The sequence below is a fragment of the Acidianus ambivalens genome (genome assembly GCF_009729015.1).
Lineage (GTDB): Archaea > Thermoproteota > Thermoprotei_A > Sulfolobales > Sulfolobaceae > Acidianus > Acidianus ambivalens.
Genome location: NZ_CP045482.1, coordinates 571,679 through 585,833 on the forward strand (window position 1 = coordinate 571,679; position 14,155 = coordinate 585,833).

Consider the following 14,155-nt stretch of genomic DNA (forward strand, 5'->3'; position numbering starts at 1 on the left):
TATTTCTCTTTTCTTGTTATCATTGAAGGATCCGAAGAAAACATAGACCCAAGGAATAGTTATCGTCGTAAATTATAAACATTTTGAAAGAGTCATCGTCCTTTAAATAAATTTAAAAAATATCCCTTTGTCATAATATTATGCGCGAAGATATACTGGAATTCCTTATGAATAGAAGAAGTATTAGGAGTTTCCAGAAAAAGGACGTAGATAACGAGCTTTTGAAAAAGTTAATTTATGTGGCAAATCACGCCCCTAACTCCATGAATAGAGAACCTTGGAAGTTCATAATAATAAGGGATGAGAAAACTAAGGAAGAACTTTCAAAACTGCATAAAGGGGCATCTCACTTATTACTCGCTCCAGTTAATATAGCAGTTGTAGGAGAACCGGATGTAAGCCCCGACACTTGGATGGTAGACGTTGTTAATGCGACCATGTATTTCGTTCTTTCGGCATATGCGGTAGGTCTAGGAGTAGGTTGGGTTGCCGCTTATGAGAACGAGACTGCAAAGAAAATCTTAGGCATACCTAAGGAAAAAGTTTTGGTTACTCTGCTTTCTTTAGGATATCCAGATCCAGAATATAAACCAAAGCCTAAGACTGTTAAAAGTCCAGAAGATGTAATACTTTATGAAAAGTGGAGCTAAGGGAATAAGCTACTTGAAGAGTTAATTAATTCCCAAACGTCTACTTCATCTCCTTCATTAAATTTAGAATTTTTTATAAAAAATCTAACTCTAGGAAGAGAATTAATTGAGAGAACCGCTTCGAAGAGAGGTAAACCATATATTGGCTTGCCTTCAAGCACTTTAAATGATGAGGAATATTCCCAGTTTTTTATTAATCCTTTCCTTGCTTCAAACATTACTACATTCTTTTTCTTAATCCTGCGAATAAAAAATTTCATGTTTTCTATTTTTACTTCGTTTACACTGTCTATACCTATTATTCCGCCATATCCTGCGTAAGGTAAGCTTGCATTTAATAACCCGCCACAACAGCCTAATCCCCTTAAATTTCCTGCAGCAGAATAGGTTATTATTTCAACGTCAAAATAGTTCTTACACTTATTTACTACTTTACCTATTCCCCTTTCATCATATTTAGTGAGTTTAGGAAATTTTATTCTTAGACCTTCAATGTGTGCATGAAGGAAATCTCCACCAGTATAAGGATTAATCAGAAACTTGCCTAGCTTATCTCCTTTCTTTATCTCTTCTCCAACAGTTATGAAAGGTTCTACATGGAGTATCTTTATTAGTTTGCCGTTTTCTCTCCTTAATAGAATAAGGTAATCGTAATTAACTTCAGCAAATCTATTTGGTCTACCTACTACGAATTTTTCAATTCTTTCAATTCTACCGTCAAATGGAGAATAAAAATACTCCATGTCATCTGAAGAAAGATCTAAAGCTTTACCTTTAACGTGAGAAGGAAAACCACTAGAAAAATAACTTAAGAGCATTCAGTTTACAAACCTCTTTATTAAAGATGGTATTTTACTTGCCTTTATTGCAGATAAGGTTTGCTTCTCGTCTGGGTACCACGGATAATTCTTCAATACACTTCCTGGCCTTTCGTTAGAATAAGGTCTATTACAGCCTGGGCATCCGCTCGTCATAAAGGCCGGCGTAAGTTCCTTTAAGCTCAAGTCTTGGGGAATATTTATATCAACTATCTTGCCTTCTTCGTCAAAAGTAAAGTCCTCCAACTTAACTAGGTCATTCTCTATTAACCATCTGGCTAACTGAATTCTCCTATAAACATTTAATGGAACTGGCTTTTTGTTTTGCATGGGAGTTCCTAGTTCTGGATAGAACGCAAATAAACTTATCTTAGCTCCCCTACTATGAGCATACCAAATTAACTCAACAGCTTCTTTTTCAGTCTCTCCTAAGCCAACAATTAAATGAATTCCAGCATTCTTCTTGCCAAACACCTCTACAGCTTCATCAATTGCTTGAATATACCTTTCCCATCTATGCATACTTCTCACAGGTTTTCCTCTAACTTGATCAAAAACTCTTTTACTAGCAGCATCGATTGCAACGTCTATCATGTCGGCCCCTGCCTTTCTCATTTCAATCATATGTTGCTTAAAAGTGTACGTTGCAGTTACCAGTTCAGATATTTGCAATTCTATTCCCTTCTCCCTAATTCTTCTAGTGATTTCTATTGCGTCTGGAGAAGCTCTTGGATGAGCTAATTGCCCTACGCATATTCTTTGGAGTCCGTATTCTGGATTTCCTTCCCTTTCTTTAATTCTATTTAACACGTCGTCAAGTTTTCTTAGAGGCCACTCAACTCTTATTAACGTTTTGCATTCTGGTCCTTTAGCTACTTCTCTAGCCTGACCGCAGTAGATACAGTTTGCTTTACATCCGTCAGGATAGTACTCTAGGAGATTTATTGTAGTATTTAATGCTCCTTTTAGAAATTTTCCGGGGCTGAAACCTAAAACCATGTCTGCCCCGAAACTTAACCTAACCCAATCTGGACTACTTATCATAGGGACACCCGTAAAATAAAGTCATAAACCACGTTACTACAACAAGCATTACTTAAGATTACTTTTCTTCCTTTTTCTTTAGCGTATTCTATAGTATTTTCCTCTGGAAAAGCTATTCCATCCACTTCGTAATCAACTGCAAACTTCTCAACTTCACTATATTTACTTCCTAAGGGCCTAGCGCAACCTAACATTACTGGTACGTTAAATAAATCTCTAGCCAACTTAAGTCCATTAATTAAATGTGAAGGGGGAGGTGGAGAAATTTCGTTATATGCTGTCCCAACTAAAGGCATTAAACCTACTATTATCACTGCGTCTGGATTAACTTCCTTCAATAACCTTATTGCATTTAAGTCTCCTTCCTCTCCTTTTTTACTTAAACCCATGATTACATGAGGAACAATCTTTATTCCTTCTTTCTTTAAGTATTTAAAAGAATTCAAGTAATCATCTACTGTAAAAGGCTGACCTAATACTTCCCTAATTGTCTCGTTATCTCCAACCATATCCAATAATGCAATCTTTACGCCAGATTCCTTGAACTTTCTTGCAATCTCTTCATTCTTAACTACTCCAGTATGTGCAATTATTGTTAAATCCTTTCTACTTCTTAGAATATCAGAATATTTCCAAACAGGAACGTCTCCTCTAGGAGTTGAGCCTCCAGAGATTATTACTCCTCCCTTTGCAGTAGAGATTTCCTTCTCGAATTTTTCTCTGGTAGAGCCGTCAGCCATAGTTTCTAAGACTCTCCTATTACAATGCTTGCAATTAAACGCACAATAAGTTCCAGTTACTGAAATTGCCTTCCAGCCTGATCTAGACGTAAAATATTCGTTTTCATATCTTTTTAAAGATGGAGCATAAAAATAGATGGGTCTCACTTGCTTACAGCCTCCTTTATCACTTTAATTAAGTCTTCAGGTTTTATTCCAATAATTTTAACTTGAGAGTACCAATCTCTTACCTCTTTCTCTATATCGTCCACTAAAGACCATTTTAACCTAGCCTCTAAATCGTAAATTGCCCTTTTAGGTTCAACGAAAAAGTCTCCAGTAATCAAAATTGCCTCAATAACCTTTCCTTGCACTTTAGCTTGAACTTTAACTAATCCTCCAGGGAACTTTTCCTCAGCATATTTTATATCGCCTTTTAGTGGAATTCTAGTGTTAAAAATCCATTCTGGAGAGGAATACTTTAAAGATAATGTATTAATATCCTCAATCTCCTTATCTGTATACTTTCCATCAATAAGCTTAACTTTTAATGCTTCTTCAAAACCTTCTTTAGCTGTTGAGATTAATTCCTCCATATCGATAGGGCTCCTCTCCCTATTAATCCACGTTACTCTCTCCTTATAATCCTTAGCTATTTTATCCTTTAATTTTTCAGAACTTAACTTTAGTGTTGAAATCATGTCATCAACATTAAAATCCAATAATATTGTTCCGGTTACGGAAACGTATTTGCCTATTGAGAAAGCCCCTATGCCGGAAATTTTCCTACCGTTAATCTCTACGTCGTTTTTAGGTCTAAAATTTGCGTTAAGCCCTAACTTCTTCAAGGTAATGATTACTCCTTCAGCACCTTTTCTTATTGCCTCTTCCGGATTACCTATAATGGAAGATTCAGCGTAAATTTCCCAACCAAGTTGAAAAGGCCCCATTATAATTGTCCCACCACCAGTAGGTCTCCTACCTATCTCCCAACCTCTCCTCTTAACTTCCTCCACATTGACTTCCTGTTCAACGGCTTGATGATAGCCTACTAATACTGCAGTAGGATCAAAGATTACAAACCTTAAAGTAGGCTCTCCACCAGAAGCAACTGATTCTAATAAAGCCTCTTCTCCTGCAAGTATTTTAGCTTGTGAATTCCTTTCTATCAAAAATCTAAAAGAATCCATCAAAAGAAAAAGAAGTTAATTAAATATATAAAAATTTCTTTATAATAAGATTGAGAAGATTGCGAAACTTACAACTTCAATTTTACCATTAAATCGTAAAGTTCCTCTAGGGAGTTGGCCATTAAATACGGAGAATATTTAGCGCAGCTAGTATACCTATTTACGCATAATACCTTAATCCTCGAATCATAAAACCTAGCAGAGAGCAGATCTAAAGGAGAAGATCCTATAATTGCAGTCTCTAAAGGTTGGAATTCTGGAAATTCAGAAAAAAGCTTACCTAAACATTTCTTCTCAGGTTTACTCATAGAAGGAATGAATTTTATCGCGTCGTTTTTAAATACCTTTTCTATTATTTCTCTAGTTGTCCTCTCATCATATGGCGAAAGGAAAACAATATCTTTCCCCTTTATTTTGCTATAGAAATCCTCCCAATCTTTGTGAACATTAAACGTGTAAGGCAAATTTACATCCTTGTCTCCCTTAAATTTCTTGTAAAGCAGTTCAGTAAGATCTACGTCAAGAACTACGCCGTCAAGCCATATGGCATATTTCATAGATTGATTTCTAAAATTAAGATTTTTAAGTTTTAAGATAAGCTATTAAATTATGAATATTTCAGGGTTTGAATTTCCCGAAGAACTCTTATACGACGAGGAAAAACACGTATGGATAAAGAAAGAAGAAAACAATGTAATTTCTATAGGAATAACGTCATTAGGCCAATACATGGCCGGAAAAATCTTCCAAGTATCTACAAAGGAAGTAGGAGAAAAAGTTACGCCAAGGAGTACATTATTTAGCATAGAAAGCGCAAAATGGGTAGGAAAATTTAGGTTGCCAATAACTGGAGAAATAATTGCAGTTAACGAAAATGTAATTAAAGACCCATCAATTATCAACGAAAAACCTTATGATGCATGGATAATAAAGGTAAAAGTTGAGAGTATAGACGAAAGAAGATTCAAGACGATAAATGAGGCATATGAAAAGTTTAAAGAAGAAGCAGAAAAAGTAGTTAAATAATTTCTCTTATTTCAGGTTTATTCAAAATCTCCTCAAAGGCTTTCTTCAAATCGTCTGCAGTAAAACCGAAGATAACCGGTTTTTCTGAACTAAAGACCTCATCTATTTTTTCGTTAATTTTGCTAACTTCAACTCCTTGTAAAGAATCTTCCAATCTATCTAGGAATCCTTTAGGTGACATTAGGAAGAAGTCGCCGGAAATTGAAACTTCGTCAATCTTCTTATTCACAATCTTTACAGTTATCCTAATCAATTTTCTAGCCTTATAATCAACGTGACATACAGCAACTGCTGAAGAAATTTTAACACACCTATCAGTCCTTAAGTCCGGATGCCTATTGTCCTTGTAGTATATCCATTCCTCCCTCTTCTTTTCCTCAGCTAACTTATCCCAAAGCTCTATTTCCTCCGGTGTTAAAGAAGAATCCTCAAATTTTATCCCAAGTTCTTTCTCAAATTCTTCCTTGATCTTCTTGTTAAGCTCGTTCCTATCCGGAACATAACCTAGTTCTTTCTCCATTGAGGTTAGCCACTCGCTCATGTCCTTGGCAATCTTATCCCTAAACTTCTCGGAAGGAACTTTAATGCATTTACTTACAAAATCCGCGTCAAAGGAAAGTAAGATATTCCCCGCAATTACTACAGCCTTCTCGTAAGTCATTGCGCCGTTACCGCTAATTTTCTTACCGTTTACTACTATATCTTGATCTCTAAGCTGAGCGTCTAAACCATAACTCCTAATTACGTTAACAATTGGAGTTAAGTATTTCTTATACAGAGATTGAGGGTCTGAAGGGGCTTCTTCCTGCTTTATTACAATGAAGAAATCGTGCTCCCCGGGAGTAATTACGACGGTTCCTCCTCCTAAATCCCTCCTAACTACTGGAATATTGTGTTGTTTAGTAAAATCAAGGTTAACCTCAAGCCAAACCTCTTGATTTACACCAACGTTAACAAAAGGTTCTTTAGCGTAAAAAACCATTAAAGTATCTTTACCTCCCCTACTGACGTAATCGGCAACAGAAACGAATGAAGTAACCATGTGATAGCCGTCTTGGGGAGGTAAAGCCGCAAATCTCCAACTCATTTCAGAGCCTCTTGCATGATATTTTCTCTGAGGCTATTAACTCCTTGAGCTTTTGTATTGCTTGTTCTCCAGTATAGAGTTGCTTTAACTCTTCTGGATTAGTTATTTTCATCCTAACTAGCCAACCTTTACCATACGGATCTCTGTTAATTATTACTGGATCTTTTTCCGCCTCAGCATTAACATCAATTATCTCTCCTGAGACCGGAGCAGGAACTGGGCCTGCCCACTTACCGCTCTCCATTGTAGCTAAAGGTCTGCCTCTCTCTACTTTAATGCCCTTCTTCTTTATCCTAACTTTTACGATCTTTCCTGCCATTGTTTGTGCAATATCAGTTATTCCTACTAAAATTACATCGGCTGACTCTTGCTTTGCCCATACTGTATTCTTGCCTTCAATATAGTAAAGAAGATTTTCGGGAATTTCACAATTGGATTCGACTACCAAATCTACCACTTAAATTAACTTTACCAATTAACTATACTAAAAATTTTTCCTATGAAATTCATGAAACATAAGCTTCTTTATTTAAATTATCAAAAACTTCCTTCCAAGAGACACTACCAAGCAAAGTCCTAAAGTCAACAACAGGGAGGAAAAATTGTGAGGACGAGATCATTAACTTCCTAGCAGTCTCTAACGAGGACTCCGGTGTTACCTTAAAGAAATCCTTCTCCGCAAAGTTCATTACGCTTTCCTTCAATCTACCTTCTAATATTGCCTTGCCAACGCCAAATAGATCAAGAATCCCGCAAGGTAAGCTATTGCAGACAATTATAGCGTATTCTTCGTCCCTCTCTCTCATTTTTTGTAAAACGTTATATACACTCTCTTCTGGAGGAGAAATTATTGGCTCAACGTTCATTACTTCGCCGACCTCAATTTCCTTAGCTTTTTCACTTTTTATGAAATCCTTAGCGTCAATCAAAAGGTTTGAAGAAGTAAAAAATAAAAAATGATATTTTGAGATAAGGTTGTAAATTTCTTCTTTTTTCCACGTTCCTCCTTCGTTTATCTCATGAAATGTCTCTTCCCTGCCGAAGATCAAGCCTTTTAGTGTTACTAACTTCCTTTTGTTACCCTCGTTGATGATTATTTTATCTACCTTATTTTTTACCATGTATTCTAGGCTCATGGTACCTTACTTATTTGTATAGTTTTGCACTGCCTTAGGCACTCCTCTATTGTAACGTATTTCCAAGATGATCTTGGACTGTAACATTCCTCAATACAGGGATCCATTTTTGCAGTCATTTCAGATCAAGTTATAATAAATAGAAAAGAAAAAAATCTTTACTTATATTAAGTAGAAACAGTGGTGTAATCCCCGTTGAAGGAAAAATTAGGTAAAATAGAAGTCGAAGTTAAAGGAGAAATTGAAATTAACGGAGAAACTTACAAAATAGCTGAAGTTCCTTCCGCAGACGAATACAAAGGCTTTCCGCCGTCATGGGAATTTGTAAAGAATAGTATGCTAAGTTGGAAACCGTATTTTAAAGGTAAGATGGTCGAAATAAATGGGCAACTAATTCCTGCAGTTGGAAATTATTTACTCAACATGGACGAAGAGATGTACGAACTTACCTTGAGGGTTTATCAAGCTTTCAAACTCAATAAACCACTCCTTGAGACTAACATAAGCGTGGTAGTAACAGATCAGATAAATGAAGTCGAAAGGAAGATAGGAAGGGCTTTAAATAGTGAAGAAAAGACTGCTTATTATATAAGGTATGCCGTGGAGTTAGCAATATTAAGGGACATTGGCTTAATTAATTAACATGATAACCTTTACAGTGGAGGGAAGATTAGAAGGCGATGTAGCAAAAACTTGCGTTGCAGGGAAAGAAGTCGACATAGGTTTAATGGGTTCAGATTACCCTACGCCAGAGGAAATGCTCTTAGCTTCTGCACTTTCGTGTATGATGCTAACAATTTACTATGTTGCAAAGGAAATGAACGTTAAACTTGACGACGTTGAAGGCTATATTGAAGGTACTATGGATCCAAAAGGCTTTCAAGGAGATCCTAACGTTCCTCCTGGATTACTTGAGGTAAATTACTTCATTACTGTGAAAAGCAAAGATGAGAGAATAAATGAAGTATTAGAACAATCAATGAGGAGATGTCCACTGAAAGACACACTAATTAGGCAAATAAAAGTTAACGTGAAATGGAAAGTTGAAAAAGAATGAAAGTATAAGAAAAATAGCAATAATTGCGCTTAAAAAATGATTATTAAGTTATTATACTCTATATATTGTATTAAAATCCTCCTTGTTGCTTAAGTTTCTTTATTTCTTCTACATCAGCGTTAACATCAACCATGTCATCTTTAAGCTCTGGTATAGCGTTAAGTTCGTTTATAACTTCAAGTAATTGGTTCCAGTAGGTCTTATATATTACGTCCAGATAAAGTCTATTTAACGTAATAAGCTCTAGAGTTATGGAAAGTTTTGGTGCTATGCCTTTCTGCTCAAGTATTTCCTTTTTATTTTCTAGAATATCATTCAATTTATCAATTAAATCGTAAAGATAGCTCCTACTTTGTATCATTTCCCTTTCTCCAGGCTTAAGGAGTTCTTCTTCTGACATTTTTAATCAAATTAATTAAATAATGAACAAATTTTTAAGGTTTACCTTAGACTAGAGACTTATAAAAGCTAAAACATTATTAAAATGAATAAGAAACGAGAAAATAAATATAACAAAAGTAAAAAAGAAGAGAAAAGGAAGAAGGAGAAAAAAGAAGAAGTCTGTCTTTACAAATACTTCTTTAGAATACTCATTGGGTTAGTTAAGTTAGCTGTTAATAATGCCTCTTCCGGACTATGCCCAAACGCAAATGCCATTAGCTGTGTAAAGTAAACTATAGGCATCCTCAAGTCTTCTCCGTACTTTTCCGCAATCTTATTCATATTAGTCTCTAAGGCAACGCCACCTAATGGACAGTCTACAACTAACATATCCGCACCGTTCCTCCTAGCTTCCTTTAATATTCTTGCCTCGAGGTGTAAAGCTACCTCAATGTCAGAATAAACATGCGGTCCTCCGCAACACATTGTTTTAGCCTCAAATGGCACTACTTCTGCTCCTAGAGCCTTCAACAGTTCGTCCATGAATATTGGTCTCTCCGGGTCATCCTTTAACTTCATGTATCCAGTTAAAGTATAAGGTTTCGGTCTGGTGTATAAACAACCGTAGTAGGGAGCAACTTTTAATCCCGTCAATGGCCTCTTGACTTTAGCTTTTATTCCTTCTACGCCTACTGTGTTATAGAAGTACTCTACGGCATGAATTGTCATTAACTGAAGGTCGTAAGGTTTCTCTCCCATCTTCTCTAAGTACGCGTTAACTTTCTCCCTAACTTTAGTGTATTTACTCATGTAGTATTGGGTTCTAGATAGAGAGTAATGACAACCTGGGCAGGCAGACATTATTGCATTAGCCCCTATTTTCCTAGCTAATGATAAGTTCCTAGCAGGGAGAAGTAATCCGGCCATTGTATTTACGTTCTTAACTTCTAATGCACCGCAACAGTTATAGTCATCAAGTCTCTCGAATTTAAGTCCAAGGTCTTCTGCTACTAGCCTTAACGAAACGTCATACGACTTTCCTAAACCGTCTAGTGCACAGCCAGGATAGAATGCTACTTTACCGTATGGATTATTAGTGCTCATTCTGGTCTCACCTCCTCCTTCATTGCTTCCTCTAATACTGACTTTATTCTATCCCAATTCTTTACCTTATTTGGCTTTAATAGATCTTTTATTAGACCGGATTTAATTAAGGGTACGGACATGGTTATCAAGTCCCTCAAACTCATGGTTACGAAACCCGCCTTTGCGGCGGCGGAACCTAATAAAAGCTCACTTATTCTTCCACCGTTCTTCATTACGGTATCTAGAAATAACTCATCGAAAACTGTGCCAGGATCCTTCTTAACTAATCCGTGCTTTAATGCGTAATTGTGTATGGCATGAACAACTTCCTCAACCATTACTCCTTTAGGGCATCTGTGAGTACACTTCTGGCATGATACGCATCTCCATAATGAATCTTGCAATTCAGCTAATGCTTGCTTATCTCCCTTTCTTGCCAAATCAATGAACTTTCTAGGGCCGAAGTTTGGATCGTATTCCCTCATTGTACAGCCTGAAGTACAAGTACCGCATTGCCAGCAGGCACTAATTGTAACACCTTCCAGCGTGTTAGCTATTTCATCCCATACTGATGGGTCGTAACCGGTTTGTGTTCTTTCCACTAGGAATGCGTTCCAAGTTCCGTCTAGTTCAATTCCGTCTACTACTACCTTTTCCTTTTCAATTACACCTTTAATTATAGGTTTTTCCAACTCAGGTATTGGCAAGTTTGATCACCTTGAGATAGGGTTTTAGCCCCAAGACCAGGGCTGTGGTAGACAGATGCGTAGGAATTAACCCGGCGGCTTTCTTATCTACCGCCAGGTGGGTTGTATAGTCTAGGTATCTAACATATGCGTAAACTAAAAAAACGGAAGTAACGTAATATTTACCCTTGGATTCTAAACCGAATATCTCCAAGACGTTCCTTAATTCATCTATTGTAGAGAATAATTCTTTTTCGTCATTTATCTTAACGTCGTCCTTAATTACGTAATTTATTGAACCAGTCCCCCTCTCCTTATTCCATATCCATCTAGTCCATAGAGGATATTTTTCCGGCTCTAGAAAATGAATGATCTCCTTGGCCATGTCCTCAATGTCTTCCCTTTCTCCTCCCTTGACTATGGATTTAAACTTCTCCACTCTCTCGCTATAGGAGAGGGAAGGATCCTTAAGTTGAGAGAATGCAGAGGATAACTCAGGGATAGAAGTCTTTGAAATAACGTCTGAAAAGTGCTTCCTTGCATAGAACACGGACTCAAACAATTTCCTTGCGTCTTCTTCTGTGGAAATCTCAAGTGAACGTAAGGTCTTACTCTTTAATTCCATTGCATCCAAAATTGTTTGTAACGACTTCTTCGCATTACCGGATACAGTATTATTTATATCAACATCTAACATTGCATTAAAAATTTCCCTTACGTAATCAACGTTTAAAAAAATAGGATTAATGTTCTACCACCTCAACTTTTACTGGCTCTTCCCACACTCCTTTAGTTATGTACTCATAAGCCTTCATTGCTGCAGCTTGTCCTTCAGTTATTGAATCTGCAATAGTCTTTGGACCAGTTATTGCTCCTGCTAGGAATATTCCTTTCCTAGTTGACTGCACTGGTAATCTGTCTGGGTCTAAAGGCTTTACGAATCCGTGCTCTTCAAACTCCAATCCTAAGGCTTTAGCTACTTGCTTAGAACCTAAACCTAACTCCATTCCGTTTGCAAGGATTACCATATCGTAGGGAACTACTAATGCTCTGTTCAAGTTCATTGTGTCTTCTCCTTTAATTATTACAGTATCGTTTGGTCCTCTCATGAACTCTGAAATCCTTCCTCTTATGAATCCTACTCTGTATTCTAACTGAGACCTCCAGTACAATTTATCCTCCATTAATCCGTAAGTTCTTATATCCATGTAATATATGTGAACTACCGCATCTGGAATCCTTTGCTTAATTTCCATTGCTTGCTTAATTGATACCGCACAGCATACCCTAGAACAGTAAGTATTGCCTACAGTTGCATCTCTTGAACCTACACACAGTAGAATTGCTACCCTCTTTGGAGGAGTGCCCTTTGTTGTAACTAATTTATTCTCTGAAAGCATCCTTTCTACGTCTGATATTTGATAAATGTTAGGAATTATTCCGTAACCATATTCATATTTCCTCCTGGAATCGAAGTGCTCGAAACCTGATGCCGCAATTATCGCACTAACCTTCTCAGTAGTTGTTTTCCCCGTCTTGTCCTTTATTGTAACTACAAACCCTTTGCCTTCCGGTTTAGCACTTTCAACTATGCTTTCCATGTACTTCTTTGCTCCGTCAGCAGACTTTATTAAAGGATCAATTACTTCTGACGCAGGCCTTAATTCTGGGAATAATAAGCTGTACTTTAACTTCTTAGGAGTTCCTCCCAAGTAAGATTCCTTTTCAACTAGAACTACGTCAACACCCATATTTAGCAGTTCCTTAGTTGCCGAAAGTCCTGCCGGTCCTGATCCTATTACAAGAACTTTTTCTCCTGCCACTTTTCTAACCCCTTAATTTATTTAATAAAATTAATTAAAAAGATTTGCTTAACTTGATTTCGCAGTTTGTGCACTTTCTCCTTTGTACCACTTTACTCTTTCTGGCAATGCTAAGTAGAAGTCAATCTTCCTGTGAGGTTTATATAAGTACTCTGGTTGTGCCTTTCCTTCTCTTAAGTCTGCCAAGTATTGTAAGAACTTCTCCTTATAGTCATCAACTGGAACTCCTATCTTCCTTAGGAAGCCTTCTACGTCAGTCGCGTGCCAGTGTATTTGGGCTATCTTATATGGGTCTGCGCCCATTGCTATTGCAGCAAATTGTGCATCAGCTAATACCGGTAAGTTATAATTAAATCCGTGAGCTTTTCCTGCCCATTGGCTCTTATCTAAAGTTGTTACACAACCAGTGTCTGAAGTAACGAATACGTCGGCGTGAGCTTCCTCTACTGCTGGGATAACCTTCTTAAATAGCGCAAAGCTCCTTGAGAATTCCCTTTCCGTCAAGATGTGCCTAAATCCGAAACCGCAGCAGTCCCACCAAGTTGAGTAATCAACTATTTTAGCTCCGAAGTTCTGTACAGTTCCAGTTGGTGCTGCAGGTCTCCTTCCTTGCCAAACTTCTGGGTCGTATATTGTGTCTTCTGGGACTAACTTGTAAACGTGACAGGGAGTATGTACTGCGACTTTAATGTTGCTCAAATCGTACTTCTTGTGCTGTGCAGCCTTTTTGCTCATTGTATATAACCATTCAGAGTAGTGAACTACTTCCTCCGGAATTACTATATCCATTCCTAGTTTCCTCATTATAGGCCTTAATTTCTCTCTTACTTCCTTGTGTAATATTATCATATTCCTTACTTCCTTATAATGACCAAAAGATGTTCCGCAGTGGATTAATGGGAAGTAGTCTATTTCATAAGCTCTCCACATGTTCCTTACGTAAACTCCAGCTAAAGCTACTGGGTTCGATGCTCCAGATGCATGATAATTCCAGCCGGTACAAGAAGTTTGGTGAGGTTCGTCCATGTAATCGATTTCTAACTTATTCATTATCCAGAATACTGAAGTTGGATACCCTGGAATGTGACCACATTGTCCGCAGCTCTTGTGGTTCCATAACCTAGTTGTAGGTATGGTCTTTGGAAAACCGTTCAAAGATTGCATTTTCACGGGGTTATTATAAGGCTTAATGTGGTGTACTATTATTTCTCCTTCGTCTTCCAATTTCTCCATTTCTTCTTTTACATGCTGTAAACCGTGTGGAGTACTGTATCTATAAATTATCCTTTGATATACTTCGTTCCAGTCTACTACATCTGCATAAGGGAAAGCGTTCTTAATCTCTTCCTGCAATTTTTTATCTACATTTTCTTGTTCCGACATACAAATTCCCCTTTAGCTATACATTTGTTAGAATGGAATAAAAACTTTACTTATTAAACATTTTATGTA

General features: G+C 37.1%; 18 protein-coding genes. 4 read left to right on the forward strand and 14 right to left on the reverse strand.

Annotated features, from left to right (window positions below):
• Positions 1-140 precede the first annotated feature (140 nt).
• Complete coding sequence (locus tag D1866_RS03465; RefSeq protein WP_152942858.1) at positions 141-650, forward strand: nitroreductase family protein; 510 nt, start codon at positions 141-143, stop codon at positions 648-650.
• On the opposite strand, the gene D1866_RS03470 is transcribed toward D1866_RS03465, so the two are convergent.
• The 5 genes from D1866_RS03470 to D1866_RS03490 all read right to left on the reverse strand — a co-directional run bounded on the left by D1866_RS03470 (position 647) and on the right by D1866_RS03490 (position 4,978).
• Complete coding sequence (locus D1866_RS03470) at positions 647-1,468, reverse strand: DUF8155 domain-containing protein (protein ID WP_152942856.1); 822 nt, start codon at positions 1,466-1,468, stop codon at positions 647-649. The two genes, D1866_RS03465 and D1866_RS03470, sit on opposite strands and share 4 nt — an antisense overlap.
• Positions 1,469-2,512, reverse strand: coding sequence for a radical SAM protein (locus D1866_RS03475; RefSeq protein WP_152942854.1), 1,044 nt, complete (start codon positions 2,510-2,512; stop codon positions 1,469-1,471).
• Complete coding sequence (locus tag D1866_RS03480; RefSeq protein WP_155861042.1) at positions 2,509-3,399, reverse strand: radical SAM protein; 891 nt, start codon at positions 3,397-3,399, stop codon at positions 2,509-2,511. The genes D1866_RS03475 and D1866_RS03480 overlap by 4 nt, the downstream gene beginning before the upstream one ends.
• Positions 3,396-4,421, reverse strand: a complete 1,026-nt coding sequence (locus tag D1866_RS03485; RefSeq protein WP_152942852.1) for a lipoyl protein ligase domain-containing protein — start codon at positions 4,419-4,421, stop codon at positions 3,396-3,398. Before D1866_RS03485 ends, D1866_RS03480 begins: the two co-directional genes overlap by 4 nt.
• 68 nt (positions 4,422-4,489) lie before the next feature.
• Positions 4,490-4,978 (reverse strand): HAD family hydrolase, encoded by a 489-nt coding sequence (locus tag D1866_RS03490; protein WP_152942850.1) that lies wholly within the window; start codon positions 4,976-4,978, stop codon positions 4,490-4,492.
• Between the two features lie 52 nt (positions 4,979-5,030).
• On the opposite strand from D1866_RS03490, the gene D1866_RS03495 reads away from it, so the two are divergent.
• Positions 5,031-5,447 carry a glycine cleavage system protein H gene (locus tag D1866_RS03495; RefSeq protein ID WP_152942848.1) on the forward strand — a complete coding sequence of 139 codons (417 nt, stop codon included), beginning with the start codon at positions 5,031-5,033 and terminating at the stop codon, positions 5,445-5,447.
• On the opposite strand, the gene D1866_RS03500 is transcribed toward D1866_RS03495, so the two are convergent.
• Genes D1866_RS03500 through D1866_RS03510 form a run of 3 tightly spaced genes read right to left on the reverse strand, consistent with a single transcriptional unit; the run spans position 5,440 to position 7,670 of the window.
• Positions 5,440-6,534: a lipoate--protein ligase family protein gene (locus tag D1866_RS03500; protein WP_152942846.1), complete on the reverse strand. Its 1,095-nt coding sequence runs from the start codon at positions 6,532-6,534 to the stop codon at positions 5,440-5,442. The two genes, D1866_RS03495 and D1866_RS03500, sit on opposite strands and share 8 nt — an antisense overlap.
• 1 nt (position 6,535) lies before the next feature.
• Complete coding sequence (gcvH, locus tag D1866_RS03505; RefSeq protein ID WP_152942844.1) at positions 6,536-6,982, reverse strand: glycine cleavage system protein H; 447 nt, start codon at positions 6,980-6,982, stop codon at positions 6,536-6,538.
• A 58-nt stretch (positions 6,983-7,040) separates the two neighbouring features.
• Complete coding sequence (locus tag D1866_RS03510; RefSeq protein WP_152942842.1) at positions 7,041-7,670, reverse strand: CBS domain-containing protein; 630 nt, start codon at positions 7,668-7,670, stop codon at positions 7,041-7,043.
• 195 nt (positions 7,671-7,865) lie between these two features.
• Here D1866_RS03510 and D1866_RS03515 point away from each other — a divergent pair, with 195 nt between their 5' ends.
• The gene (locus D1866_RS03515) at positions 7,866-8,312 is read left to right on the forward strand and encodes a hypothetical protein (protein ID WP_152942840.1); all 447 of its coding nucleotides are present in this window, start codon (positions 7,866-7,868) and stop codon (positions 8,310-8,312) included.
• The gene (locus D1866_RS03520) at positions 8,308-8,727 is read left to right on the forward strand and encodes an OsmC family protein (RefSeq protein WP_155861043.1); all 420 of its coding nucleotides are present in this window, start codon (positions 8,308-8,310) and stop codon (positions 8,725-8,727) included. The genes D1866_RS03515 and D1866_RS03520 overlap by 5 nt, the downstream gene beginning before the upstream one ends.
• Positions 8,728-8,797: 70 nt before the next feature.
• Here D1866_RS03520 and D1866_RS03525 read toward each other — a convergent pair whose 3' ends face one another.
• The 6 genes from D1866_RS03525 to D1866_RS03550 form a co-directional block, all read right to left on the reverse strand.
• A complete protein-coding gene (locus tag D1866_RS03525; protein ID WP_152942836.1) occupies positions 8,798-9,127 on the reverse strand; it encodes a hypothetical protein in 330 nt (109 codons plus the stop codon).
• Between the two features lie 167 nt (positions 9,128-9,294).
• Positions 9,295-10,212: a CoB--CoM heterodisulfide reductase iron-sulfur subunit B family protein gene (locus tag D1866_RS03530; protein ID WP_152942834.1), complete on the reverse strand. Its 918-nt coding sequence runs from the start codon at positions 10,210-10,212 to the stop codon at positions 9,295-9,297.
• Complete coding sequence (locus D1866_RS03535) at positions 10,209-10,901, reverse strand: 4Fe-4S dicluster domain-containing protein (protein WP_152942832.1); 693 nt, start codon at positions 10,899-10,901, stop codon at positions 10,209-10,211. Before D1866_RS03535 ends, D1866_RS03530 begins: the two co-directional genes overlap by 4 nt.
• Positions 10,888-11,577 carry a hypothetical protein gene (locus tag D1866_RS03540; RefSeq protein ID WP_152942830.1) on the reverse strand — a complete coding sequence of 230 codons (690 nt, stop codon included), beginning with the start codon at positions 11,575-11,577 and terminating at the stop codon, positions 10,888-10,890. Before D1866_RS03540 ends, D1866_RS03535 begins: the two co-directional genes overlap by 14 nt.
• Positions 11,578-11,623: 46 nt before the next feature.
• Entirely contained in the window at positions 11,624-12,703 is a 1,080-nt protein-coding gene (locus D1866_RS03545; protein ID WP_155861044.1) for a CoB--CoM heterodisulfide reductase iron-sulfur subunit A family protein, read from the reverse strand.
• Between the two features lie 48 nt (positions 12,704-12,751).
• Positions 12,752-14,086, reverse strand: a complete 1,335-nt coding sequence (locus D1866_RS03550) for a CoB--CoM heterodisulfide reductase iron-sulfur subunit B family protein (protein WP_152942828.1) — start codon at positions 14,084-14,086, stop codon at positions 12,752-12,754.
• Between the last annotated feature and the right edge of the window lie 69 nt (positions 14,087-14,155).

Excerpts from the sequence above, each read along its gene's own strand:
- D1866_RS03465 (WP_152942858.1), top strand. The coding sequence starts at position 141 with ATGCGCGAAGATATACTGGAATTCCTTATGAATAGAAGAAGTATTAGG.
- D1866_RS03470 (WP_152942856.1), bottom strand. The coding sequence starts at position 1,468 with ATGCTCTTAAGTTATTTTTCTAGTGGTTTTCCTTCTCACGTTAAAGGT.
- D1866_RS03475 (WP_152942854.1), bottom strand. The coding sequence starts at position 2,512 with ATGATAAGTAGTCCAGATTGGGTTAGGTTAAGTTTCGGGGCAGACATG.
- D1866_RS03485 (WP_152942852.1), bottom strand. The coding sequence starts at position 4,421 with ATGGATTCTTTTAGATTTTTGATAGAAAGGAATTCACAAGCTAAAATA.
- D1866_RS03490 (WP_152942850.1), bottom strand. The coding sequence starts at position 4,978 with ATGAAATATGCCATATGGCTTGACGGCGTAGTTCTTGACGTAGATCTT.
- D1866_RS03495 (WP_152942848.1), top strand. The coding sequence starts at position 5,031 with ATGAATATTTCAGGGTTTGAATTTCCCGAAGAACTCTTATACGACGAG.
- D1866_RS03500 (WP_152942846.1), bottom strand. The coding sequence starts at position 6,534 with ATGAGTTGGAGATTTGCGGCTTTACCTCCCCAAGACGGCTATCACATG.
- D1866_RS03510 (WP_152942842.1), bottom strand. The coding sequence starts at position 7,670 with ATGAGCCTAGAATACATGGTAAAAAATAAGGTAGATAAAATAATCATC.
- D1866_RS03525 (WP_152942836.1), bottom strand. The coding sequence starts at position 9,127 with ATGTCAGAAGAAGAACTCCTTAAGCCTGGAGAAAGGGAAATGATACAA.
- D1866_RS03530 (WP_152942834.1), bottom strand. The coding sequence starts at position 10,212 with ATGAGCACTAATAATCCATACGGTAAAGTAGCATTCTATCCTGGCTGT.
- D1866_RS03540 (WP_152942830.1), bottom strand. The coding sequence starts at position 11,577 with ATGTTAGATGTTGATATAAATAATACTGTATCCGGTAATGCGAAGAAG.
- D1866_RS03550 (WP_152942828.1), bottom strand. The coding sequence starts at position 14,086 with ATGTCGGAACAAGAAAATGTAGATAAAAAATTGCAGGAAGAGATTAAG.